We start from the raw sequence: 23,067 nt of genomic DNA on the forward strand, positions 1-23,067 counted from the left end.
AACCGGGTCGCCGCACCCGGCACCGAAGGGCCCCCGGCCGCGACGCGCACCCGCGCGCGACCGGGGGCCCTTCGGATCAGGTGCCGTAGTAGCCGTCGAGGTCAGCGATGACCTGGACGGCACCCGTGTAGTTCGTCAGGGAGACCCTGCCGTCGACCACGGGCACCACCACCTGGTTGGCGATGGTCGTGCCTGCCGGGTAGTTGAGGTTCGACACTCCCGGCAGCGGTCTGCCGTGCGGGTAGACGGTCAGGTGGCTGTTGGCGCTGGGGGCGGTGACCGTGACGTTGAGTGCCACGGCCGTCAGACCGTCGGTGGGGACGCCGTCGACCCCCTCGACCTCGAAGCTCACCGTCGCGCCCGGGCCGACCTGTCCGGTACGCGCGCCGAGCCCGCTTCGGGTGTCCAGCAGACGCACAGGGTCGACAGGGGTGAACGTGGAGCCCGTCGTGGAGAAGTAGCCCGAGACGTCGGCGAGGAGGTCGACCGTGCCGGCGCTGTTGTCGAGGTCCACGACGCCGTTGTGCACGGGTACCGTCACCAGGTTGGCGATGGTCTGCCCCGCACCGTAGCTGACACTGGAGACGGAGGGCAGTTGCTGTCCGTCGGGGTAGACGGTGATGTGGCCGGTCGTGGTGGGTTGTACGGCGGTCACGTTCATGGTGACCGCGGTGACTCCGGACGCCGGGACGCCGTGCACTCCGGCGACGGTCAGTCGCACGGTCTTGCCGGCTCCCACCTGTGCCTTCGGCGCCCCGGTCCCGTTGCGGGTGTCCAGGAAGCGCGTCGGCGTGATCGGCGTCAGAGCCGATCCGTCGCCGCCGTCGGTGTAGTAGCCGGTGACGTCGGCGAGGAGGTCGACCGTGCCGGCGCTGTTGTCGAGGTCCACGACGCCGTTGTGCACGGGCACGGTCACGAGGTTGGCGATGGTGTGGCCGGCCTGGTAGCTGACGCTGGAGACGGAGGGCAGTTGCTGTCCGTCGGGGTAGACGGTGATGTGGCCGGTCGTGGTGGGTTGTACGGCGGTCACGTTCATGGTGACCGCGGTGACTCCGGACGCCGGGACGCCGTGTGCTCCGGCGACGGTCAGTCGCACGGTCTTGCCGGCTCCCACCTGTGCCTTCGGCGCCCCGGTCCCGTTGCGGGTGTCCAGGAAGCGCGTCGGCGTGACCGGGACGAGCCGGCTGTGCGAGGCGGTGGTGGCGGCGGTGACGGTGAAGCCGTCCGGAAGGTAGCCGGTCGACTTGGTGCCGACGCTGTAGCCGGGTTGGTCGACGACGACGTCGTAGCTGCCCGGATCGGCGGACCCCGGGTCCAGAAGCACCGTCAGCGACGTGCCGTCGGCACTCACCGAGACGGGGCTGGTCCACGAGTCGGACTTGAGGCCGTTGCTCGCCAGTTCGACGTCGGTTCCGAGGGTGAGGTCCGAGCCGTGCACAACGACCTGGGTGGCGGTGCCGGCCGCGCCGGTCGCCGGACTCAGCGAGGTGACATCGGCGTGGGGGTGCTGGGTGGAGCAACCCTGGCTGCACACGCCCTGGATCGAGTATGCGACCGGGGCCGTGGTGTGGTCGGCCGAGACCACCATGACGTACTGCCCGGCCGGAGCGGAGGAGTCGGTCAGACAGGAGGAGTGGAAGCCGGGGCTGTACATGCCGCACTGGTAGGCGGTGTTGATCGAGGTCCCGGCGAAGCCCGTGGTGCCCAGGAGGTTCACCGAGAACGCGTAGCCGGCGATGTCGCTGTCGGTGCCGTAGATGTCGAACCGCTGCGAGGGCTTGAGGTCCATCACCGCGCAGTAGCCGGACGCGGACTCCGTGAAGGTACCGCTCTGGACCGGGAAGCCGTCCGGCGACAGCCGGTTGGCCGTGCACTGCGGCGCCCAGCCGGCGGCGGTGCCCACCTTCCAGGTGTCCACCCGTGCGGCGATGGGGTCGCCGTCGTAGCCGGAGGCCACCGCGCCGACCACGTAGGACGTCGAGCCGGTGACGCGGCATGCGATGCCCTGCTGCCAGCACACGACGGTGCCGTCGGCGTCCGCGACGAACAGGTCGGCTCCCGTCTCGTACTCGGGGTTCGGCGTGCGGACCGACAGCCACAGCTTGTCGGTGGCCGCGGCGGACACGTGCAGGCAGCCGCTGTCCAGGGCGGAGCCGAAGGAGTAGGCGGTCGCGGCGCCGCCGACGGTGAGGGACGCGGGCGCCTTGCAGGACGCGGTCGAGGAGATGTCGCGCCGGACCACGTCGTAGGTGTCGTCATAGCCGGTGCCCACCAGCAGCACCTGGTAGGCGGTGCCGGCGGCGAAGCGGCAGGTGGTCAGCGAACTGCCCGTACTGGCACAGACCTTCTCGCCCGCCGCGTCGTAGACCCGGTAGGAGGCGTCGAGCCGGTTGGAGGTGTTGGTGAAGTCGAACATCTCCGCGGTGGAGTGGCCGTTCGCCGGGAGGGCGAGGCAGCGCATCTGCTGCGCTGCCGTAAGGGAGACCTCCGCGCCGAAGGAGCCGCCGAACGCGGACTGCGGCCAGGCGGTGCAACCGCTGGTGGAGCCGGTGCGCTGCACGGTGTAGACGTAACCGCCCGCGTCGGCGCCGGAGTCGCTGCCGGCCGCGGTGTTCCCGAGCGCCAGGTGGAAGGGCGCGGTGCCGGTGAGCTTGCACACCAGGGAGACGGTGTCGTCGGCGCACTGCCGGGCGCCCGCGGAGTCGTAGACCGCCTCCTCCAATTGCGCCCCGCGACCCTCCTGCTGGTCGAGCAGATAGAGGCCCTGGCCGGTCGCGGTCGGCAGCGTCCAGCACAACTCCTCGCCCTGGCCGGCGAAGGCCCCGGTCAGGGCCCCGGAGGCGAAGTCGTCGTCGCGGCCGGCCGTGCAGCCGTCGGTGCTCGCCGCGGCGCGGAACCACACGCCGTAGGCGGCGGGTCCGCTGTCCTGGAAGTCGCGGGCCCAGGTGTAGTCACCCGCGGTCAGCGCACACGCCGTGCTCTGGTCCTCGGTGCAGACCTCGGTGCCGTCGGCCCGGTACAGGGCGCCGGTGACGCCGTGGTCGGCGGCCGCGGTGCCGAAGACATACGGTCCGGCGGACGGGACGTGCAGGGTGCGGCAGCGCGCGGTGGACGACGCGTCCGGGACGGTGCCGTACGCCTGCGGGTCCAGGACCGGGCAGCCGGCCGGAGTGGACAGGCGGGCGAAGGAGAGGGTGTAGCTGCTCTGTTCGGCTTCGCGCTCGTCGAGTTGGACGCGGTAGGGCGCGGAACCGGTGAGGGTGCAGTCCATCTCGAAGGAGCTGTCGCCCTTGGCGCACACCTGGGTACCGTCGGCGTCGTAGACCCACGCGTTGTCGGTCCAGTCCGACACCCGGGAGCGCAGGACGTCCCCGGCCGCCAGCGGGAGGCTGTAGCAGTCGCCGGGGGAGCCGGCGGCCAGCGAGCCGGCCAGGGCGGTGGGCGCGCCCAGCGCGGTGTCCTGGGCGGACAGCGTGGTGCAGGCGGCGTCCGACAGCAGGGCGTTCCAGGCGACGGTGAAGCCGGCGCCGGGGACCGTCAGCGTGTACGTGCCGGCCTGCGCGGTCGGGCAGCGCAGGGTGCCGTAGCTGTGCTGCTGCGGGTCGTCGGGACGGTCGCAGGTGAGTGCGGTGCCGTCGGGTGCGGTGACCACCGGGGCCGGCGCGAAGGGGTCCTGTGCGACGACCTGGACGAAGAGCACGTCCTTCGACCGCGGCAGGTCGAGCGTGTAGACGGGGTCGCCGTTCGTCGGATCGGCGCAGGAGTAGACGGTGTGCGGTGCCAAGGCGCCGGAGCAGGCGTCGGGTGAGTCGGCGGCGGTGGTCTGCCGCACCGCCTGGGCGTGCGCCTTCTCGGCGTCGGCCTTGGTCCATGCCCGCGGCGTCGCGGTGGACTTCGCGGCCGGTCTTCCGGCGGATTCAGCCGGGGACTTCGCGGTGGACTTCGCCGTGGTCCTGGAACTCGCGGCCTTCGCTGCCGCCGAGCCCGGCACGGGCTTCGCCGCCGCGGCGGCTGGTGCGTGCCCGCCGGCGCGGGCGGTCGCGGAGGTCCCGGCACCGGCCGGTGCCTTGCCGGTGTCGCCGGTCGCCGCGGCGGCCGTGGCCACCGGCGCGAGCCACAGGGTCGCCGCCGTGGCGAGCGCGGCGGTCAGCGCGGTCGTCCCGCGCACCGCCCCGGCCTTCCGCCGTCTCGCCCACGACCTGCGCCGCGACGCGGCGGCGCCTTTCGGTTCTCTCATGATCCCCCCTGGGATGCGCCCTGCGTCACGATCAGCGGGAAGCCGTCGTGCGGGCAGCCGGATTCTAGGGGGTGGCCATGACAATCAGGTCGGCTTTTCCCGGGGCCGCCGCCTCGTCGAAGGCTGGTTCGCGGCCGCTGCGGGCGCATCTATCGGGTTGTCCGACGCGTGGGGGCTGCGGCAGCATGCGGGGATGCCAGCCCTTCTGCGCAACGAAGCCGAGGTGCGCGCGCACCTGCTCGACGTCCTCTCCTACTCCGTCACCTTGGACTTCACCCGTGGCGAGGAGGGCTTCCGCAGCACGGTGGTGATCCGCTTCGCGTGCGCGGAGCCCGGTGCGGCGTCCTTCGTGGACATCGAGCCCGGGGCTTTGCTGCGCGTCGAGTTGAACGGCCGCCCGCTCGACCCCGGCACCCTCGACGGCAACCGCCTGCCGCTGCCCGCGCTGGCCGCCGGGAACGAGTTGCTGGTCGAGGCCGACATGCCGTACTCGCGTACCGCCGAGGGCCTGCACCGCTTCACCGACCCGGCCGACGGCGAGGTCTACGTGTACGCGGCGTGCGCTCCCGACCTCACCCCGAAGGTCTTCGCCTGCTTCGACCAGCCGGACCTGAAGGCGCCGTTCTCCTTCACCGTCGCCGCGCCCGAGGGCTGGACGGTGATCGGCAACGGCGCCGACAGCCGCCTGCCCGACGGCCGTTGGCGGATCGACCCGATCGGCGCGATCTCCACCTACCTGACGACCGTGGTCGCCGGTCCGCTGCACGCCGTGCGCGCCGAGCACGACGGCATCCCGCTCGGCCTGTACGCCCGTCGCTCGCTCGCCGCCGAACTCGACCGGGAGGCAGGGGAGTTGTTCGAGCTGACCCGGGCGTCGTTCGACCGTCTGCACGAACTCTTCGAGGAGCGCTACCCGTTCGGCGGGTACGACCAGGTGTTCCTGCCCGAGCTGAACTGGGCGGCGATGGAGAGCCCGGGCTGCGTCACCTTCCAGGACACGATGCTCTTCCGCTCCGCGCCGACCGACGCGCAGCGCGTGAACCGGGCGGTGGTCGTCTGCCACGAGATGGCCCACATGTGGTTCGGCAACCTGGTCACCTTGGCCTGGTGGGACGGCATCTGGCTGAACGAGTCCTTCGCCGAGGTGCTCGGCTACCGGATCGCGGCCGAGGCCACCCGCTACACCGGCGCCTGGGCGCTGTTCGCCGCGGGCCACAAGGGGTGGGGCTACGACGCCGACCAGCGCCCCACCACGCACCCTGTCGCCGCCACCGGGGCGGACTCCGCCGCCGAGGCGCTGTCCAACTTCGACGGGATCTCGTACGCCAAGGGCGCCTCGGCGCTGCACCAGCTGATGTACCGGCTCGGTGACAAGGCGTTCTTCGCCGGGGTCAACGCCTACTTCGCCGAGCACCGCCGGGGCAACGCCGGCCTGGCCGACTTCCTCGCCGCACTGACGTCCGCCGACGGCCCGGACGTGCCGGGCTGGGCCGACCGGTGGCTGCGCACCACGGGCGTCGACACGCTGCGGATCGAGGTCGAGGTCGAGGCCGGGGTCGGGGCCGGGGCCGGGGTCGAGGCCGGGGCCGAGGCAACCGGCGGGGCCGTCACCTCCGCCGTGCTGGTCAACGACGGCAGCCGCCCGCACCGGGTGCGGATCGGTGTGTACGAGTGGGCCGGCGGGCGCGAGGGGGACGGCGGGGCCGGGCGGGAGGGGGTACGAGAGCGGGACGGTGCCGTGCTCGTGGCCCGCCGACGGCTGGACGCCGAGGTCGCGCCCGGGGGCCGTACCCCGCTGCCCGAACTGGTCGGTGCGCCGCGCGCCGCCCTGCTGCTGCCCAACGACGGCGACCTGACGTGGGCGCGGGTCCGGCTCGACGAGCACTCCTCGGCCACCGTGACCGCCTCGCTGTCCGCCATCGAGGACGAGTTGGGCCGCGCCGTGCTCTGGGAGCACCTCCGGGACCTGACCCGCGGCGCCGAACTGCCCGCCGCCGACTACCTGCGCCTGGTCGCCGCCCACCTCCCGGCCGAGAGCTCGGACAGCATCGTCGGGGCGGTGCTGGCCTTCGCCCGCGACCATGTCGTCGCCCGCTACCTCGACCCGGACGAACGGCCCGCCGCGCTCCTCCTGCTCGGCGACGCCGCACGTGCCGTGCTCGCCCGCCCGGACGCCGGACGCGGACTGCGGATCGCCGCCCTGCGCGGTGTGATCGACACGGCGTCGGGGGAGGGCCGGCGAGCGGAGCTCGACGGCTGGCTGGACGGCCGCGACCTGCCGGACGGCGTCGACTTCGACGCGAGCCTGCGCTGGGCCGCGCTGACCCGGCTCGCCGCGACCGGGGCGGCCGACGAGGCGCGGATCGCCGCCGAGTTGGCGGCCGACCCCAGCGACACCGGTGAACTGGGCGCGGCCCGGGCCCGCGCCGCGCTCCCGGACGACGCCGCGAAGGAACGGGCCTGGCAGCGGCTTTTCACCCCCGACGCGCTCGCCGGCCCCCTGCTCACCGCGACCGCGGAGGGCTTCTGGCGTTCCGGCTCGCCACGCGGCCAACAGGGTTACGCACTGCGGTACTTCGAGGAGATTCCGGCGGCCGGGCAGCGTGGTGGCGCGGTCGCGCGCGCACTCGGCCACGGGCTCTTCCCCGTGGGCGCGGCCCACCCGGACACCATCCGCGCGGCGGAGGCGTGCCTGGCCAGGGCCGACCTGACCCCCTCGCTGCGCCGCCACCTCGCCGACGGCCTCGACGACCTGCGCCGCGCCCTCGCGCACCGTCGCTGACAGCAAGCGGCCCCTGGGAGAGCAAGCGACCCCGGGCGGTTCGGTCCGGCCGATACCGTTGCCCGATACCACCGTTGCCGGCGATGGTGCCGGCGCGGACAACCGACAACTCCACGGGGAATCAGCGCCGCCATGCCGCATCGCACTCGACGCACCGCGTCCACCACTCTGCTCGCCGCCGCCGCCTCGCTCGCCCTCGCCGCGGGCTGCTCCTCCTCATCCGGCTCCCCCTCGCCCTCCGACTCGACGGCGACGAAAGCCGCCGCCGAGCAGCCGCTGCTCCCCGCGAGCGAGGCGGACAAGGTCGTCGACACCTACCAGAGCGTCAACAACCAGGCCAACGCCAAGCACAGCCCGACGCTGATGGCCAAGGTCGAGGCCGGCGCGATGCTCGCCTCCGACAACGGGTACTTCACGCAACTGCCCAAGCTGGACAAGAAGGACGTCGCGGCGAACCTGGCGCCGTTCGTGTACGTCCAGCGCTCCTTCTTCATACCGCCGGCCTCCGCGAAGGCGAACTGGTTCGTGATGAAGGCCAGGATCGCGGAGCTCAAGGCCGGCAAGGCGGGCACGCCGGCGACCACGTACATTCGCTTCCTCGTCTTCCAGCACCTGAGCGGTGGTTGGCGCGCGGTGGCCGCGGCCGGCTTCTCCGGGGCCGAGCAGAAGGCCGTCCCGGCGCTCGCCCTCGACGGGAACGGCCTGGCGACGGTCGTCGACCCCGCGGCCAAGATCGGCACCCACGCGCCGAAGGACCTGGCCGGCATGGTCGCCGACCTCTACGCCACCGGCGGCGAGAAGTCCGACCTGGCGAAGACCAAGGAGCGCGACGCCGCCATATCCGTCTACACCGACCGCGGCAACAGCATGGACGGCCACGCCTACGCCGACTACAAGGCCGCCCGCCCGCCGGCCGGCGCGACCTTCGCCCTCCGCACCAAGGACGGCGGCGCCCTCGTCCTCAGCGACAGCGCCGTCGACGAGACCGTCCAGGCGAAGGACCTCAGCTCCGCCGTCAACCTCGGCCCGAGCCTGCAACCGTTCGTGAAGAACGGCACCGCGCCCATGGACCAGGTGGTGGAGCACGACATGCAGTCCCAGCTCGGAGTCATCTCCCCTTCCGGCCGCACCTCCGTCTACACCATCGACCAGCAGACCACCGCCGTCGACGCGACCCCGTCAAGCGCGGCGTGAGCCCGGCCGTGGCGCTCTCCCTCCGGACTGTTCGTGACATCCGGGAGTCCCTGCCGGAGGACCAGGTCCGGAGCTGCCGTGTTCAGCCGACGGCCCAACGGCGTTCGTGAGGACTGGGGTTCGGGTGGAGGAGGCGATGCCCAGGCGGTTCCCAGCGCCTGCCAGCAACTGCCTCCGCTCGCCCACGTGCTGAACAACCAGACCGACCAGCCGATCAGGGGCTTCGCCGATCCCTTCTGCACGCCCCCGGGCGAACGGCCCGCCGTCCGCTCAATCCGGCCGCACGGGTGGGGCGGCCGCGCCGGCCACGGCGACACGCTGGGGCTCCTTGGCCCAGTAGCGGACCGGAACGGTCCACCCTGGTTCGGGGAGAGCCGCGGTCGGGAACCTCGCGGTGGTCCAGCCCTCGACCTCCTCTCCCGAGGCCGGGCTGAAGACGAGCGTCACGTCCGCCTTGACGTCTTCGGCGTAGGCGGAACCCCGCCGCGCCGTGATCTCGCGGATCACCGCCTGCGCCGGCACCCCGTGCTTGAGTACCTGCTTCCTCCTGATCGCGATCACGACCTGCCCGATCGCGTACAGCACGACCACGACCCCTACGCAGGCGAGCACGACGTACGGAAGATCGGGGTCGATCGGCTTGCCGGTGCAGTTTCCCGTATGGCACGAGGTCGCCGGCAGCGCCCACCCCATCGCGACCCTCCTCCCGTCGCTCCGTGTATGCCCCCACCCACAGGCAGCGGAACTTCGGGTTTCCGGCGGGTACGCCGGCTTCGCCGGCAGGATGGCCGGAGACGGATGTTCGCGTGCTCGCATGCCGGGGTGGTTGCTGATGGCTTGGTGGTTCCGTAGGCGGTCGGCGCCGGACGAGGAGTTGGTGTCGGTCCGGTTGCCGGAGGGGAGGGCCGAGCTCCCGTCGGACGAGGAACTGGCCGAGCTGACGGCTGCGGCCGAGCGCGGTGACGACGTGGCGATGGGGACCTTGGCGGCGGCCCTGCACGTGAAGGGCGACCGGGCCGGCGCGCTGCACTGGTGGGGCCGGTCCTGGACGGCGGGGAACGCGGTGGCCGGCTACAACCTCGGGATGCTGCACGCGACGGCCGGTGACCCGGGCCGCGCGCGGGCGATCTGGGAGAGGAGCGCGGAACTCGGCGATCCCGACGCCATGCTGGGCCTGGTCAAGCAGGCGCTCGACCGTGGCGACGCGGCCGGTGCCGAGCGCTGGGCGCCGGTGATCCTCGCTCAGGACGAGGCGTTCCCGATCACGGCGCTGGGCGTGCTCTTCCGGGACCGGGGGGACCTGGAGCGGGCCGTGCAGGCAATCGTGCGCGCCGAGGAGTTGGGCGACGGGTACGCGATGGAGTACCGGGCGCGGATCTTGGCTGCCCGAGGCCGGCACGAGGAGGCCGACGCGCTGCGCGCACGGGCGGCGACGGCCGAGCGGATGCTCTGAAACGTACGAGCGCGTCGCGACGGGCACGCGCGACACGCGGCCCGCGCAGGCAATACACCTAGGCCAGCGCGAAGTAGCGCAGCCACAGGTAGACCGCTGACGTGCCGACCGTCGCGGCGGTGACGACGAGCCCGTAGCGGGTGAACTGCCAGAAGGAGATGGGGCGTCCGGAGCGTTCGGCGATGCCGAGGACGACGACGTTGGCGGACGCGCCGATGGCGGTGGCGTTGCCGCCCAGGTCGGCGCCGGCGGCAAGGGCCCACCACATCACGTGGTCGCGTCCGCCGCCGAGGTGGTGGACGAGGTCGGCGGTGACCGGTGCCATGGTCGCGACGTAGGGGATGTTGTCGATGACGCCGGACAGCACGCCCGAGGCGCCGAGCATCAGCATGGAGCCGCCGAACTCCTTGTCGCCGACGGCGCCGGCGAGGGCGTCGGAGACGTGGGCGACGACCCCGGTCTCGATCAGCCCGCCGATCATCACGAACAGCCCGGCGAAGAACGCCAGCGTCGGCCATTCCACCTCGGCGAGCACCTCGCCGGTCTCCACGCTGGAGACCGCCACCAGCAGACCCGCGCCGAGCAGCGCCACGATGCTCGGCTCGAACCCGATCAGCGGGTGCAGCACGAACCCGGCGATCACCAGGCCCAGCACCGTCAGACCCTGGACGAGCAGCCGCGGGTCGCGGATCGCCTCGCGCCCGTCCAGCGCGAGCACTTCGGCGGCGCGGTCGGCGTCGTAGACGAAGGCGGAGCGGAACATGAGCCGGGCCAGGCCGATCAGCACCAGCACCAGCACCACGGCCAGTGGCGCGAGGTGCACCAGGAAGTCGTTGAAGGTCAGCCCGGCCCGGCTGCCGATGATGATGTTCGGCGGGTCGCCGACGAGGGTGGCGATGCCGCCGATGTTCGACGCGAAGACCTCGACGATCAGGAAAGGGGCGATCGGCAGCGCGAGACGCTCGCAGATCAGCAGCGTGACGGGGGCGACGAGCAGCACGGTGGTGACGTTGTCCAGCAGCGCCGAGGCGATCGCGGTGATGGCGATGAGCATCACCATCACCCGGAAGGGCCGGGCCCGGGCCTTTTGCACCGACCAGATCGCGAGGTACTCGAACAGGCCGGTGCGTTTGAGCACTCCGACGATCATCATCATGCCCATCAGCAGGAAGATGACGTTCCAGTCGATGCCGGAGCGCTCGGAGTAGAAGGCGGCGGTGCCGTCGGTCGCCCCGACCAGCAGCATCAGTGCGGCGCCGCCCATCGCCGCGGCGACGCGGTGTATTCGCTCGCTGATGATCAGGGCGTAGGTGCCGATGAAGACGGCCAGCGCCGCCCAGCCGTGCCAGTCGTTCATGCCACTCCGAGCAGTCGGTCCAGCAGGTGGGAGGCGGTGATCACGCCGAGCAGGCGGGTGCCGTCGGGTTCCTTCGCCATGACGGCGACCAGCGGGCTGCGTTCGCGGGCCATCAGCGCCGCCACCTCCAGCACGGTGGCGTCACCGGCGACCACCGGCGCCGCCATCCGCTCCCTCGGCAGGATGTCGGCGACCGCCCGGTCCGCCAGCGCGGCGCAGAGCCGGTCCGCGTGCTGCTCGTCGACGACGGCGGCCAGGGTCGGGTCCTCGACCACGTACGAGGGCACCAGGAGCCGTACGAACCGCGAGGCCGGCACGATCGCGTACGGGGCGCCGTCCGCGTCCACCACCAGCACCCCGGGCAGGCCGCGGCCCGCCAGCAGCCGGGCCGCGTCGAGCGCGGGGCTGCCGAGGGTCACGGTCGGGTAGGACCGGGCGAGTTCAGATGCGCGCATGTCCTGCCTCCTGGATACGGGCCGCGGGCGGCGGCCCTGGTTCGTCGCCGAGCGCGACGCCGGGCGACTTGCCGAGCGACTCGAACGCGGCCGGACACGGGTTCGCGCGGAAGGAGAGGTGCCGGCCACCGGCGAACAGCACGGTGAACAGGGCGGTGAACGAGGCGAGATCGGCGGTGGCCGCGACGATCGGGCTGCCTGACGGGATGCGTACGCGCCCGAGCCCGCCGGCACCGACGAGCGCGCCGCCGGCCAGGAAGAGCGGGGCGGCCGGCAGCACCGACCGGGGGACAACACCCGACCGCGGCGCCGCGACCAGCAGCGCCGCCCAGAAGACGACGACAAGCACCATGGAAGACCCCGATCAGCGAAGAGAGTTCTCTCGTATTCGCCGACCAGACTTCCCGGCACACCAGCAGCAAACGTACACGACGTTCAGGCGGCTGCGGCGGACCTCGGGCGGTTCACCAGACCGGAACGGCCCCCGCGCTGACGGAGGGTTCCGAGCCGGCCTCGGTGAACGCGTGCAGCGCCTTGAGCAGTTCGCGGCGGCGTACGGCGGGCATGGCCTCGACGATGCGGGCGATCTCCTTGCGGCGGCGCTCGGTCGCCTCCGTGACGGTGCGGCGCCCGGCGGCGGTCAGCGAGATCAGGGTGGTGCGGCGGTCGTGCGGTACGGTGCCGCGCTCGACCATGGACACCGCCACGAGCCGGTCGATCATGCGCATCGCGGTGGACGGCTGCACGTCCAACTCGGCGGCCAGCGCCGACAGGCTCAGCGGGCCGCGGGTGTGCAGCGCCACGAGCATCCGGAACTGCGGCAGGGTCAGTGACTCCTCCACCGCCGCGAGCGACCGCGCGGAGACGGCGACCAGCAGCCGTGAGGCGGTCAGCAGCGCGCCGACCATGGCCTCGGCGTCGTTGTCCGGAGCGGACTGGGAAGCGACCATGCACACCTTTCTACAGGCCCGCGGCCGCCTCCCGCCGCCGCGGGCACGACATCCGGTGGCGGCCGGGCCCTCGGGCAGGGGTCACGGGGACGCGGCGGTCCTGGACGCGTGTCGCAGCGCGCGGAGGATCGCCTGGTGGGTGATCCAGCCGGTGAGGTGTTCGCGGGTGTCGTCGAGGACGGGCAGGCCGGCGCCTTCGGCGGTGACGAGCGCGTCGAGGGCGGTGGACAGGTCGGTGGTGGCGGTGACGGGCGCGGGCAGGTGGGCGATGGTCCCGACGGTCGCGGTGGCGTGGGCTCCGTCGGCGAGGGTCTCGGCGGCGGTGCGGGCGGTCGCGGTGCCGAGGTAGGTGCCGTCCACGGTGACCGGCAGGACGCCGTGCGGCGAGCGGGCCAGCGCCTCGGCCGCCTCGGCGAGCGGGGTGGCGCCGTCCAGCGGGTCGGGGACGGGTTCCATGACGGTGGCGACGGTGATGCCGGCCAGGACGGCTTCGCCCGGGGCGCGGTCGAGGTCGATGCCGCGGCGGCGCAGCTTGAGGGTGTAGATCGTGTCGGCGGACATCGCGCGGCTGGTGAGCGTGGCCAGCACGATCGCGGTCATGAGCGGCAGGATGATCGTGTACTCGCCGGTGAGTTCGAACATGATGACCACGGCGGTGATCGGGGCGCGGGCCGCGCCGGCGAAGGCGGCGCCCATCCCGATCAGGCCGTACGCGCCGACCGGTCCGGCGACCGACGGCAGCAGGTGGTGGGCGGCGGCACCGTAGGCGGCACCGAGTGTGGCCCCCATGAACAGCGAGGGCGCGAAGACCCCGCCGCTGCCGCCGATGCCGATCGTCAGGCTGGTGGCGAGCATCTTGCCGAGCAGCAGGACCACCAGGAACCCGATCGCGTACCGGCCGCCGACGGCTCTCTCCAGGACGGGGTAGCCGACGCCGTACATCTCGGGCAGGACCAGCAGCAGGCCGCCGAGCAGCAGCCCGCCGACCGCGGGGCGGGCCCACTCCGGGCCGCGCCAGGCCCAGTCGCAGGCGTCCTCCACCCAGTAAAGGACCCGGGTGAACCCGACACCGACGGCGCCGGCCAGCACGCCGAGCGCGGCGAACAGGAGGTACTGGGAGAGGTGGGTGACGGTGAACGCGGGCAGGTGCAGGAAGGGGTGGTCGCCGAACGCGGCCCGGCCGATGACGCTCGCGGTGACCGAGGCGAGCACGACCATGCCGAACGACTCGGCGGTGAAGTCCCGCAGGATCAGCTCCATCGCGAAGAACACCCCGGCCAGCGGCGCGTTGAAGGTCGCCGCGATGCCGCCGGCCGCGCCGCACGCCACCAGCACCCGCATCCGGTCCTCCGCGACCCGCACGGTGCGGCCGAGCGTGGAGCCCAGGGCGGAGCCGATCTGCACGATCGGGCCTTCCCGGCCGACCGAGCCGCCGCCCCCGATGCACAGCGCGGACGCCAGCGACTTCACCACCGCGACCTGCGGGGCGATCCGCCCGCCGCGCCGCGCGACGGCGTACATCACCTCGGGCACGCCGTGGCCGCGGGCCTCCTTCGCGTAGCGCTGCACCAGTGGGCCGTGGATCAGTCCGGCCAGGACCGGGGCGAGCAGCACGAACCAGTGCCCGAGCCACGGCACGTGCGGGTTGGCGACGTGGCCCGCGGCGGAGTAGTCCGCGTGCCCGGACAGCGCGCGGGTGAACGTCTCGATCAGCCGGCGGAAGGCGATCGCCCCCACCCCCGCCCCGCAGCCGACGACCAGCGCCAGCACCAGCAGCCCGCTCTTCGCCTCGCGCAGCATCGGAAGCAGGGCAGCCACTCCGCGACGCACGCGGGGCGCCGGGGAGGGGCGGAGCGAGGCTGCGGGTGGGGGTACCACGGGGTTCGGCATCTTTGCATTATGCAATACAAACCCTTGCCCTGTGCAATAGTGGCATCAGGCAAAGTCCTGGGGGAGCTCCCGGACCTCGCCGGAGTTGTCCGTGACTTCGAGGCCACCACGCGTCCGGGCCATGAGGGGTGTACTGCCAGTACAGGTGTCAGCAGGTCGTTCCGCGCACCCGTGACCTGCTGTTTCCTGCGACAGCAGGCCGGTAGCCGGTCGCTCGGCCGCCCACTCGTTCACGCAAGGAGCCCACGCCATGGAGTACGTCCGTCTCGGCACGACCGGCTTGAAGGTCAGCCGGCTCGCGCTGGGCTGTATGAGCTACGGCGACCCGTCCGTCCCCGGTGCCCACCCCTGGGCGCTGACCGAGGACAAAGCCGGACCGTTCTGGATCACCGGCCGTGCCCTCCGCGAGTACGCGCGGCGCGAGGACATCGTGCTGGCCACCAAGGTCCGCGTCGTCCGGGCCTTCGACAGCCCCACGACGCCCGTCATCGACGCCGTGCGGCAACTGGCCGCGACGCGCGGTGTGTCCATGGCGCAGGTCGCGCTCGCCTGGGTGCTGCGCAACCCGCTGGTCTCCGCCCCGTCGTCGGAGCGACCGGACCCCACCACCTCCAACAGGCCGCGGAGGCGCTCGACCTCCACCTGACGGACGACGAAGCCGCCGCCCTGGAAGCTCCGTACGTCAATGCCGGGAACTCCACGTCGAGGCGCACACCGTCGTATTCGAGCTTCTGTCCGTCCTTCCACCGCGAAGGTCGGCGGGGCCACTGCTTTGCGAGTGGCCCTGTACCGGTCCCCCACGCGCACGCTGGGATGGAGGCGGAATCCGCTGGCACCGATACGGAAGGCTCTCGATGACCATGTCGCGAACCCGTTCGTTCATGCAGGTCGATGTGTTCTCCACGCTTCCCTACGGCGGCAATCCGGTCGCGGTCGTCCTGGACGGCACGGACCTGACAGATGAGGAGATGCGGCGCCTGGCGCGTTGGACGAACCTGTCCGAGACCACATTCGTGCTGCCCCCCACCGCCGCGGAGGCGGACTACCGGCTGAGGATCTACACGCCCGGAGGCGAGCTGCCGTTCGCCGGGCACCCCACCCTGGGTTCCGCGCGGGCCTGGCTGGAGGGTGGCGGCACACCGCAGCACGCCGACCGGATCGTGCAGGAGTGCGGCGCGGGCCTGGTCACCGTGCGCCGAGGGGACGGCTCGTTGTCCTTCGCCGCCCCGCCCAGGGTGCGCGACGGTGCACTCGACGACGCCTATTTGGGCCGGATCGTCGATGCCTTCGGCATCACCCAGGGGCAGGTGCTGGCCCACCAGTGGGTGGACAACGGGCCCGGCTGGGCAGTGGTCCAGCTGGCCACCGCCCAGGACGTCCTCGCCCTCGAGCCCGACCTGTCCCTCATCCCGACCGCGATGGTCGGTGCGATCGGGGCCCACCCCGAGGGAGCGGAGCACCACTTCGAGATGCGCACCTTCGCCCCCGGGGCCGGCGTTCCCGAGGACCCCGCCTGCGGCAGCATGAACGCCGGTGTCGGGCAGTGGCTCACCGCCACCGGCGGCGCACCCTCCACCTACCGGGTCTCCCAGGGCACTCGGCTGGGGCGGGCCGCGAGCATCGAGATCACCGCCGATCCGGACGGCACCGTCTGGGTCAGCGGCGCCACCACCGTGTGCATCCGCGGCTCCATCACCGCGTGACAGCCCGACCGCCCGCGCCCGCGCGGCACCCACCAGCTCTGGTCACCAGGCGACCGTGACCATGCCGGGCGACCGTGACCACGGGCCGACGCGGGCGGCGGGGCGGTCACGCGGTGTCGAGTGTCTTCATGATGACGAAACTGTTGACCGTCCCGACGCCGGGCAGGGCGGCCAGCTGATTGGCGTGGAAGTCCTCGTAGGCGGGCAGGTCGGCGACCTCCACCTGCAGCAGGTAGTCGAAGTTGCCGGTGATGTGGTGGCAGGCGATCACCTCCGGCAGCTCCATCACCTGTTCCTCGAAGGCGACCACGTCCGCGCGGGTGTGCCGCATCAGCCGCACCCCCGCGAAGACGCGCAGCCCGCGGCCGACCGCCGCGGGGTCGATCAGCGCCCGGTAGCCGCGGATGACCCGGCTCTCCTCCATCTGCCGTACGCGGCGCAGGCACGGCGAGGGCGTCAGCCCGACCCGGGCGGCGAGCTCGTTGTTGCTGATACGGCCATCCCGTTCGAGTACGGCCAGGATCGTCCGGTCCACTTCATCCATGACAGCAGAATATTGCTCGCGGGGCATCTGTAGCACAAACAGGTGCCGCAGGTGCGCGCAAGTTCTTGCCAAAATTGCTGGCAGCCGGTCACGTCGGCGTCGCAGGCGGCCATGCTGGATACGGACATAGCATCGAATTCCGGAAGGGCCAGCCATGCCGGGCAAGAGCACCGTCACCGTTCACACCGACCGTGAGACCCACCCCAGCCGCGCCGTGGCGCCGCCCATCTACCAGACGGCGGCGTTCTCGGCCGAGGACGCGACCACGTTCGCCGCCGGCGCCGTGGAGCCGCGGGGCCAGGACTTCTACACCCGCTTCGGCAATCCCAATCACGCCCAGGTCGCCGCCGTCGTCGCGGAACTGGAGGGCACCGAGGGCGCGATGGTCACCGCGTCCGGCATGGCCGCGATCACCACGGCGCTGCTCGCCCTGGTGTCCTCCGGCGACCACGTCATCGGGCAGAAGTCCACCTACGGCGGTACGGCCTCGGTCCTGCTGAACCTGCTGCCGCGCCTGGGCGTGTCCACCACGCTGGTCGACCAGACAGACCCCGACGAGTTCGCGAAGGCCGTCACCTCCAGGACCCGGCTGATCCTGGTGGAGACACCGAGCAACCCGCTGCTGCAGATCACCGACCTGCGCGCCGTTGCCGACCTGGCCCACGCCCACGGTGCGCTGACCCTGGCGGACAACACCTTCGCCACCCCGCTGAACCAGCGCCCGGCGGACTTCGGCATCGACGTGGTCTGGCACAGCGCGACGAAGTACCTCAACGGCCACTCCGACGTCTCCGCCGGAGTGCTGGCCGGACCGGCGAAGATCCTGGACCGGATCTGGGACACCAGCCTCCTCACCGGCGCCACCCTCGGCCCCATCGACGCATGGCTGCTGCTGCGCGGCATACGCACCCTGCCGCTGCGCGTTCCGCGGCACAACGACAACGGCCTCGCCCTCGCCGAGGCACTGAGCAGCCACCCGACGGTGACACGCGTGCACTACCCCGGCCTGGCGACCCACCCACAACACCACCTGGCCGCCGACCAGATGAACGGATTCGGCGGAGTACTGAGCATCGAATTCAGTGGCGGATACGAGATGGCCGACGCCTTCCTGTCCCGACTGCGCTACCCCCGCCGCTCGGCCAGCCTCGGCGGTGTGGAATCCCTCGCCGTGCACCCGGCCTCCATGTGGGCGGGAATGCTCACCGACGACCAGATCACCGACACCGTCCCGGCGGGCCTGGTGCGGTTGGCTGCCGGCACCGAGGACACCGCCGATCTCGTCGCCGACGCCCTCGCCGCGGCCGACGCCCTCCACGACTGAGCGGCCCTGCACCGCAGCCGCTTCAGCACGCCTCCGGCAAGCGATCGTGAACCACCGAAGCAAAGGACCTCACTCATGAACACCCTGCTCTCCGGCGGCACCGTCGTCAGCATGGACCCGGCTGTCGGGGATCTCGACCGAGGCGACGTGCTCATCGAGAACGGAAGGATCTCCGAAGTGGCCGAGCGGATCGACGCGCCGGACGCCGAGGTGATCGACGCGAGCGACCGGATCGTCATGCCCGGCTTCGTCGACAATCATCGCCACGGCTGGCAGACCGCGTTCCGCGGCGCCGGCGCGAACTGGACGTTCCCCGAGTGGACAGCGGCCATGCACGGCACCGTCAAGCCGCACTACCAGCCTGAAGACGTGTACCTGGGCACCCTGCTCGGCCGGCTGGAGGCTCTGCACTCCGGCGTGACCACGATGCTGGACTGGTACCACGTCGCGCAGGGTCCCGAGCACGAGGACGCCGCCATCGCCGCCCTGCGTGACGTACCGGCGCGGTCCGTCTTCTGCCTGGGCGCCGGCTGGGGCTCCGCCGACTCCGTGGACGACGCGATCCGCCGCGTCCACGCCGGCCTGCCCGGCGACGGCCTGATCACTCTGGCCTGGGGACTGCGCGGACCGGAGGACACAGGGATGGACGCCCTCGCCCGGGAGCTGAAGCTGGCCGCGGAACTCGGTCTGCGCACCAGCCTGCACTCCGGTTCCGACGGCACCCAGCGCCCCGTCGCCGACCTGCGCGAGCACGGCCTGCTGCGCGAGCACACCACGTTCGTGCACGGCAACGGCATCAGCGACGAAGAACTGCGGATGCTCGCCGACGCGGGCAGCTCGCTCTCGATCAGCCCGGACGTCGAGCTGAAGATGGGCTTCGGCGAGCCCCTCACCGGCCGGGCACTTGCCGCCGGCCTGCGCCCGACTCTTTCCGTCGACGACGTCCCGTCGGTCGGCGGCGACATGTTCTCCACCATGCGTACCGCCTTCGCCGTGCAGCGCGGCCTGGACGGCGGTCTCAACTGCCGCGACCTGCTGGAGTTCACCACCATCGACGCCGCGGCCTCGTGCGGACTCGACGCCCGCACGGGCAGCATCACCCCCGGCAAGGACGCCGACATCATCCTGCTGCGCACCGACGACATCACCGTGTTCCCGGTCACCGACCCGGCCGGCACCATCGTCTCCGCCGGTCACCCCGGACTGGTCGACACCGTGCTCGTCGCCGGCCGTGTGGTCAAACGCGACGGAACCCTGCTGGGCGTCGACCTGCCCACGCTCAAGAGCCGGCTGATCGCGTCCCGCGACCGCATCGCCGCTGCCGCCGGCGTACGGCTCGACGGCACCTGGCGTCCGCGGCCGGCCCGCTGAGCGTACCGGTCGTCTCCTCGAAGCTTCCCTCTGCGGTGAGCGGACGGTACGAGCACGCACCGCGCTCCTCGAACAACCCATCGGGGCCGCGTACTTCGTCGTCGGCGCGCACCTGGTGCCCATCGGCACGGACCCTCCCGGAACTCGGCACGCGCGCGGTCCGACGTATGAAGAGGTGGGCGCGTTCGGCTGTCTCACCTCGGCACCAGTCGGCAGGAGACGGCAGGGCAGTGAGCGACACCGCTCTCGACCCGGGAGAGCGGGACGAAGACGACGACGGACGGCGCGGGCGGGCCACTCCGCGCCGCCATCTCCGGCGGCCGGCTCGTCCGAACCCGCGGCGACTCCGGCACTGTGGGCCGCGGTTCGCCCCCTGTTGATGCGGCTGCACTTCTACGTCGGCCTGCTCATCGGCCCGTTCCTGCTCGTCGTCGCGACGACCGGGATGATCTACACCGCCTCGCCGCAGATCGAGCAGATCGTGTACCGGCACGACCTACACGTGACCGCGCGGAGCCCGGCGCAGGTGGTGCCGCTGGCCGGACAGATCGCCGCCGGCGAAGCGGCCGTTCCGGGCGGGACCCCGCAGTCGGTCAGCCCGCCCGCAGGACCCACGGACACCACCCGCGTGCTCTTCCGCGCCCCCGGCGTCCCCGACGGGTACAGCAGGACCGCCTTCGTGGACCCGTACACCGGCGAGGTGCGCGGCGTCCTGACCACCTACGGGCAGTGGCTGCCGGTGCGGGCGTGGCTCGACACGTTGCACCGCACCCTGCACCTCGGCGCGTTCGGCCGCAACTACAGCGAGCTTGCCGCCAGTTGGCTGTGGGTGGAGGTGCTCGGCGGGCTCGCGCTGTGGCTCGGAGCGCGCCGCCGGAGGGGCGAGCGACTGCGCGGGACGGTGCTGCCGCGGGTGAAAAGCGGCGCCGGCCGCCGCAGGACGCTGTCGTGGCACGCCGTGGTGGGGTTGTGCGTGTCGCTGGGCCCGCTCGGGCTGTCCGCGACCGGTCTGACCTGGTCGAACCACGCCGGAGCCAGCATCAGTGAACTCCGCGCCCAGTTGAAGGGCGGCAGCCCGTCCGTCTCCACCACCCTGCCCGCCGCCGCATCGACGCCGGGCAAGGAGCGCCGAGCCGTCGGCGTCGACGCCGTGGTGGACTCCGCCCCGCGCCGGCCTGACCGGCGTGCTCGACGTCACCCCGCCCCGCACCCCGGGCACGGCGCGGACCGTACAGGAGAACACCCGTCACCGGCCCGAACGCCAGGACTCCGTGGCCGTCGACCCGCACACCGGCAAAGTCACCGCCAAGCTCACCCGCTGGGGCGTCGACGTCCACATGGGCCTGCTCTTCGGCCTCGCCAACCAGATCGTGCTGGCGCTGCTCGCGATCAGCTTCATCACCATGATCGTGGTCGGCTACCGCATGTGGCGGCCGCGCCGGCCCACTCGCGGCCGCCCGGCGATGGGGCGCGCCCCCGCGCGGGGCGCCTGGCGCCGGATTCCGGGACGGGTGCTGGCCCCGGCGGTCTTGGTCGTCGCCGTTTCGTGGTCATGGGCCTGTGGTGGCTCGCGCGGGCCTTCGACATCGCCCGCCTCGCCCCGGCGCTGCCCGCGCCTTCCGCCGTCGGGCTGCGCCACGCCGGGACCGCCGCGCTCCGCGGGGCCGTGGACGCCGGCTGCCACGGCGCGATGGCCCTGGGAATGGCGGTGATGCTCCTCGTCATGGTGTGACGGGTGGACGGGGCCGGCCGGCCGGCGGGTGCCGGGTGAAAGACGACCAGCGAGGAAGCGGGCTTCCGGAAGCTGTCGGGCGGGCCCCGCCCGACACCATGCTCCTGCAACAGGGAAGCTGTTGCAAGCTCTTCGCAATAGAGGTCTAGGGTGGGTCGTGGCATGTTGTCGACCATCGTGGAAAGGGGCCGTGCCTGATGGGCACCTACGCTCTTCCGGACCTGCCGTACGACTACTCCGCGCTCGCACCGGCGATCACCGGGGAGATCCTGGAGCTGCACCACGCAAAGCACCACGCCGCTTACGTCAAGGGCGCGAACGACACGCTGGAGCAGATCGCCGAGGCCCGCGACAAGGACGCGATCACCCCGACCGGGTTGGTCGGGCTGGAGAAGACCTTCGCGTTCAACCTCTCCGGGCACGTCCTGCACTCCATCTTCTGGCAGAACCTCTCGCCGGACGGCGGGGACCGCCCCGACGGCGCGCTGGCCACCGCGATCGACGAGCACCTCGGTGGTTTCGAGGCGTTCAAGAAGCAGCTCACCACCGCCACCGCGTCCGTGCAGGGCTCCGGTTGGGGCGTGCTCGGCTGGGAGCCGCTGGGCAAGCGGCTGATCATCGAGCAGGTCTACGACCACCACGGCAACGTCGGCCAGGGCACCACCCCGCTGCTGGTCTTCGACGCCTGGGAGCACGCCTACTACCTCCAGTACAAGAACGTCCGCCCGGACTACGTCACCAAGCTGTGGGACCTGGTGAACTGGACCGACGTCAGCGCCCGTTACGCCGCCGCCACCGCGAGCTGAACGGCCGCGCCGCGCGGGGGGCGGCGCGCCGGCAGAACCTGTCCGCCGGTCAGGCCCGGCAGCCGCCGGGCCTGACCCGGTACGGCCCGCCGCACGCGACCAGTGCGAGCAGCAGCCCGGCAAGAGCCGTGGCGGCGGGCCGGGTGCGGGGGTTCACGGCCGGGTCGCCGGGAGGCGGACGACGTAGGACTTCTCGCCGGCGAGGGTGAGTTGGCCGGCGTGGTAGGTCAGCGTGCGGGGGAGGGCGCAGGGGAAGCGGGTGGCGTCGACGGGGTGGTGGACGTCGCATGTTCCGCTCTTCGCCGCGCTCGCGGAGGGCTTCGCGGACAGCAGCAGGGTGGCGGCGCCGTCGTGGAGGTGGAGGACGTAGTCGCCGTTGCCGTGGGTGAGTTGTACCGCGTGGACGTAGAGGCCGTCGGCGCCGTCGGAGGCGAGCCAGGTGGTGGTGAGGTCAGCGGGGCGGCCGTTGACGCCGGGGACGGATGCGGGCAGGGTCAGCGCGGTCGTCCCGCCCTGGGGGGAGACCACGCGGACGTCGGCGAGGGTGGTGGAACTGCTCTTCGTCCCTCGCAGGTACGTCGTGCCGTCGGGGGCCGCGGCGTTGCCCACGTTGAGGAAGGTGGTGTCCTTGCCGTTGCCGACCGGCTGCTGTGCGACGCGGGTGAGCCGGCCGGACGACAGCGACCACAGCGCGCGGTCGTCGACGAGCACGACGGCGCCCGCACGGGTCACTCCGACCGGGGTGACCGCTTTGGTGAAGCGGACGTCGCCGGCCGTCGCGGTGGCGGGCGCGGAGGTGTTGTAGGGACGTGTCCGGTCGGCGTCGCCGGCCAGGACCGAGGTGTTCCCGCTCTTCGGGTCGAGCCGGACCACTTCGGCGCCGTGCCCGAACACGACCGAGCCGTCCGGCATCGCCACGAGGCCCTCCGGCGGGGTCGCGTCGAAGAGGCTCTCGGTCGTGGGGAAGGTCTTCCCCTTGCCGGTGGCGCTCAGTCCGGTCAGGGCCGGGGAGTTGAGCAGATAGGTGGTGCCGGCGGCGTCGGTGGCCGCCCCGTTCGGATGAAGGGCGCCCAGCACCTGGCCGACGGTGGTGCCGCTGTCGTACGTCCCGAGCAGCGCGGCCTGCCCCGGCTTCGGCGCGTGCGGCTTCCCCTTGCCGCCGCAGCCGGCCACCGCGACCAGCCCGACCAGGGCGACCGCGACCGAGACGGCGACGGTGGCCGCGGACGTACCGCGTCCGCGCGCCGGCCGCACCCGCCGACCCGCGCC

At 72.3% G+C, this 23,067-nt stretch carries 17 protein-coding genes and 2 pseudogenes; 10 read left to right on the forward strand and 9 right to left on the reverse strand.

Translation table 11 applies throughout. The features are described from left to right. Window positions 1-76 precede the first annotated feature (76 nt). Entirely contained in the window at window positions 77-4,237 is a 4,161-nt protein-coding gene (locus tag OG370_RS22830; RefSeq protein ID WP_328467174.1) for a hypothetical protein, read from the reverse strand. 193 nt (window positions 4,238-4,430) lie between these two features. On the opposite strand from OG370_RS22830, the gene pepN reads away from it, so the two are divergent. Both pepN and OG370_RS22840 read left to right on the forward strand, forming a co-directional pair. Next, on the forward strand, window positions 4,431-7,019 hold the full coding sequence (pepN, locus tag OG370_RS22835) for an aminopeptidase N (protein WP_328467176.1): 2,589 nt from the start codon (window positions 4,431-4,433) through the stop codon (window positions 7,017-7,019). A 132-nt stretch (window positions 7,020-7,151) separates the two neighbouring features. Further along, window positions 7,152-8,213 (forward strand): hypothetical protein, encoded by a 1,062-nt coding sequence (locus OG370_RS22840; protein WP_328467178.1) that lies wholly within the window; start codon window positions 7,152-7,154, stop codon window positions 8,211-8,213. Between the two features lie 270 nt (window positions 8,214-8,483). On the opposite strand, the gene OG370_RS22845 is transcribed toward OG370_RS22840, so the two are convergent. After that, entirely contained in the window at window positions 8,484-8,906 is a 423-nt protein-coding gene (locus tag OG370_RS22845) for a DUF3592 domain-containing protein (RefSeq protein WP_328467180.1), read from the reverse strand. Between the two features lie 139 nt (window positions 8,907-9,045). Here OG370_RS22845 and OG370_RS22850 point away from each other — a divergent pair, with 139 nt between their 5' ends. Continuing rightward, window positions 9,046-9,666, forward strand: a complete 621-nt coding sequence (locus tag OG370_RS22850) for a hypothetical protein (protein ID WP_328467183.1) — start codon at window positions 9,046-9,048, stop codon at window positions 9,664-9,666. A 58-nt stretch (window positions 9,667-9,724) separates the two neighbouring features. Here OG370_RS22850 and OG370_RS22855 read toward each other — a convergent pair whose 3' ends face one another. The 5 genes from OG370_RS22855 to OG370_RS22875 form a co-directional block, all read right to left on the reverse strand. After that, window positions 9,725-11,023, reverse strand: coding sequence for an ArsB/NhaD family transporter (locus OG370_RS22855; RefSeq protein WP_328467185.1), 1,299 nt, complete (start codon window positions 11,021-11,023; stop codon window positions 9,725-9,727). After that, the gene (locus OG370_RS22860) at window positions 11,020-11,478 is read right to left on the reverse strand and encodes a CBS domain-containing protein (protein ID WP_328467187.1); all 459 of its coding nucleotides are present in this window, start codon (window positions 11,476-11,478) and stop codon (window positions 11,020-11,022) included. Before OG370_RS22860 ends, OG370_RS22855 begins: the two co-directional genes overlap by 4 nt. Beyond that, a complete protein-coding gene (locus OG370_RS22865; protein ID WP_328467189.1) occupies window positions 11,465-11,830 on the reverse strand; it encodes a hypothetical protein in 366 nt (121 codons plus the stop codon). The genes OG370_RS22860 and OG370_RS22865 overlap by 14 nt, the downstream gene beginning before the upstream one ends. A gap of 112 nt (window positions 11,831-11,942) precedes the next feature. Next, window positions 11,943-12,428 (reverse strand): MarR family winged helix-turn-helix transcriptional regulator, encoded by a 486-nt coding sequence (locus OG370_RS22870; protein ID WP_328467191.1) that lies wholly within the window; start codon window positions 12,426-12,428, stop codon window positions 11,943-11,945. Between the two features lie 81 nt (window positions 12,429-12,509). Further along, window positions 12,510-14,201 carry a chloride channel protein gene (locus tag OG370_RS22875; protein WP_443060881.1) on the reverse strand — a complete coding sequence of 564 codons (1,692 nt, stop codon included), beginning with the start codon at window positions 14,199-14,201 and terminating at the stop codon, window positions 12,510-12,512. 367 nt (window positions 14,202-14,568) lie between these two features. On the opposite strand from OG370_RS22875, the pseudogene OG370_RS41530 reads away from it, so the two are divergent. Next, window positions 14,569-14,766 (forward strand): annotated as a pseudogene (locus OG370_RS41530) (aldo/keto reductase); the annotation flags it as partial. A gap of 406 nt (window positions 14,767-15,172) precedes the next feature. Beyond that, complete coding sequence (locus OG370_RS22885) at window positions 15,173-16,021, forward strand: PhzF family phenazine biosynthesis protein (protein WP_328467195.1); 849 nt, start codon at window positions 15,173-15,175, stop codon at window positions 16,019-16,021. 106 nt (window positions 16,022-16,127) lie between these two features. On the opposite strand, the gene OG370_RS22890 is transcribed toward OG370_RS22885, so the two are convergent. After that, window positions 16,128-16,565, reverse strand: a complete 438-nt coding sequence (locus OG370_RS22890; protein WP_328467197.1) for an Lrp/AsnC family transcriptional regulator — start codon at window positions 16,563-16,565, stop codon at window positions 16,128-16,130. Window positions 16,566-16,719: 154 nt separating this feature from the next. Here OG370_RS22890 and OG370_RS22895 point away from each other — a divergent pair, with 154 nt between their 5' ends. From OG370_RS22895 to OG370_RS22915, 5 genes and pseudogenes are all read left to right on the forward strand, one after another. Further along, window positions 16,720-17,889, forward strand: coding sequence for a trans-sulfuration enzyme family protein (locus OG370_RS22895; protein ID WP_328467199.1), 1,170 nt, complete (start codon window positions 16,720-16,722; stop codon window positions 17,887-17,889). A 75-nt stretch (window positions 17,890-17,964) separates the two neighbouring features. After that, complete coding sequence (locus tag OG370_RS22900) at window positions 17,965-19,260, forward strand: amidohydrolase family protein (RefSeq protein ID WP_328467201.1); 1,296 nt, start codon at window positions 17,965-17,967, stop codon at window positions 19,258-19,260. Between the two features lie 379 nt (window positions 19,261-19,639). Beyond that, window positions 19,640-20,371: pseudogene (locus OG370_RS22905) on the forward strand (PepSY-associated TM helix domain-containing protein); the annotation flags it as partial. Between the two features lie 441 nt (window positions 20,372-20,812). Then, window positions 20,813-20,992: a hypothetical protein gene (locus tag OG370_RS41535; RefSeq protein ID WP_443060882.1), complete on the forward strand. Its 180-nt coding sequence runs from the start codon at window positions 20,813-20,815 to the stop codon at window positions 20,990-20,992. Window positions 20,993-21,189: 197 nt separating this feature from the next. Further along, window positions 21,190-21,798 (forward strand): superoxide dismutase, encoded by a 609-nt coding sequence (locus OG370_RS22915; protein WP_328467203.1) that lies wholly within the window; start codon window positions 21,190-21,192, stop codon window positions 21,796-21,798. Window positions 21,799-21,951: 153 nt separating this feature from the next. Here OG370_RS22915 and OG370_RS22920 read toward each other — a convergent pair whose 3' ends face one another. After that, window positions 21,952-23,052 (reverse strand): hypothetical protein, encoded by a 1,101-nt coding sequence (locus tag OG370_RS22920; protein ID WP_328467205.1) that lies wholly within the window; start codon window positions 23,050-23,052, stop codon window positions 21,952-21,954. Window positions 23,053-23,067 lie beyond the last annotated feature (15 nt).

Origin of the sequence: Streptomyces sp. NBC_00448, from assembly GCF_036014115.1 — a bacterium.
GTDB lineage: Bacteria > Actinomycetota > Actinomycetes > Streptomycetales > Streptomycetaceae > Actinacidiphila.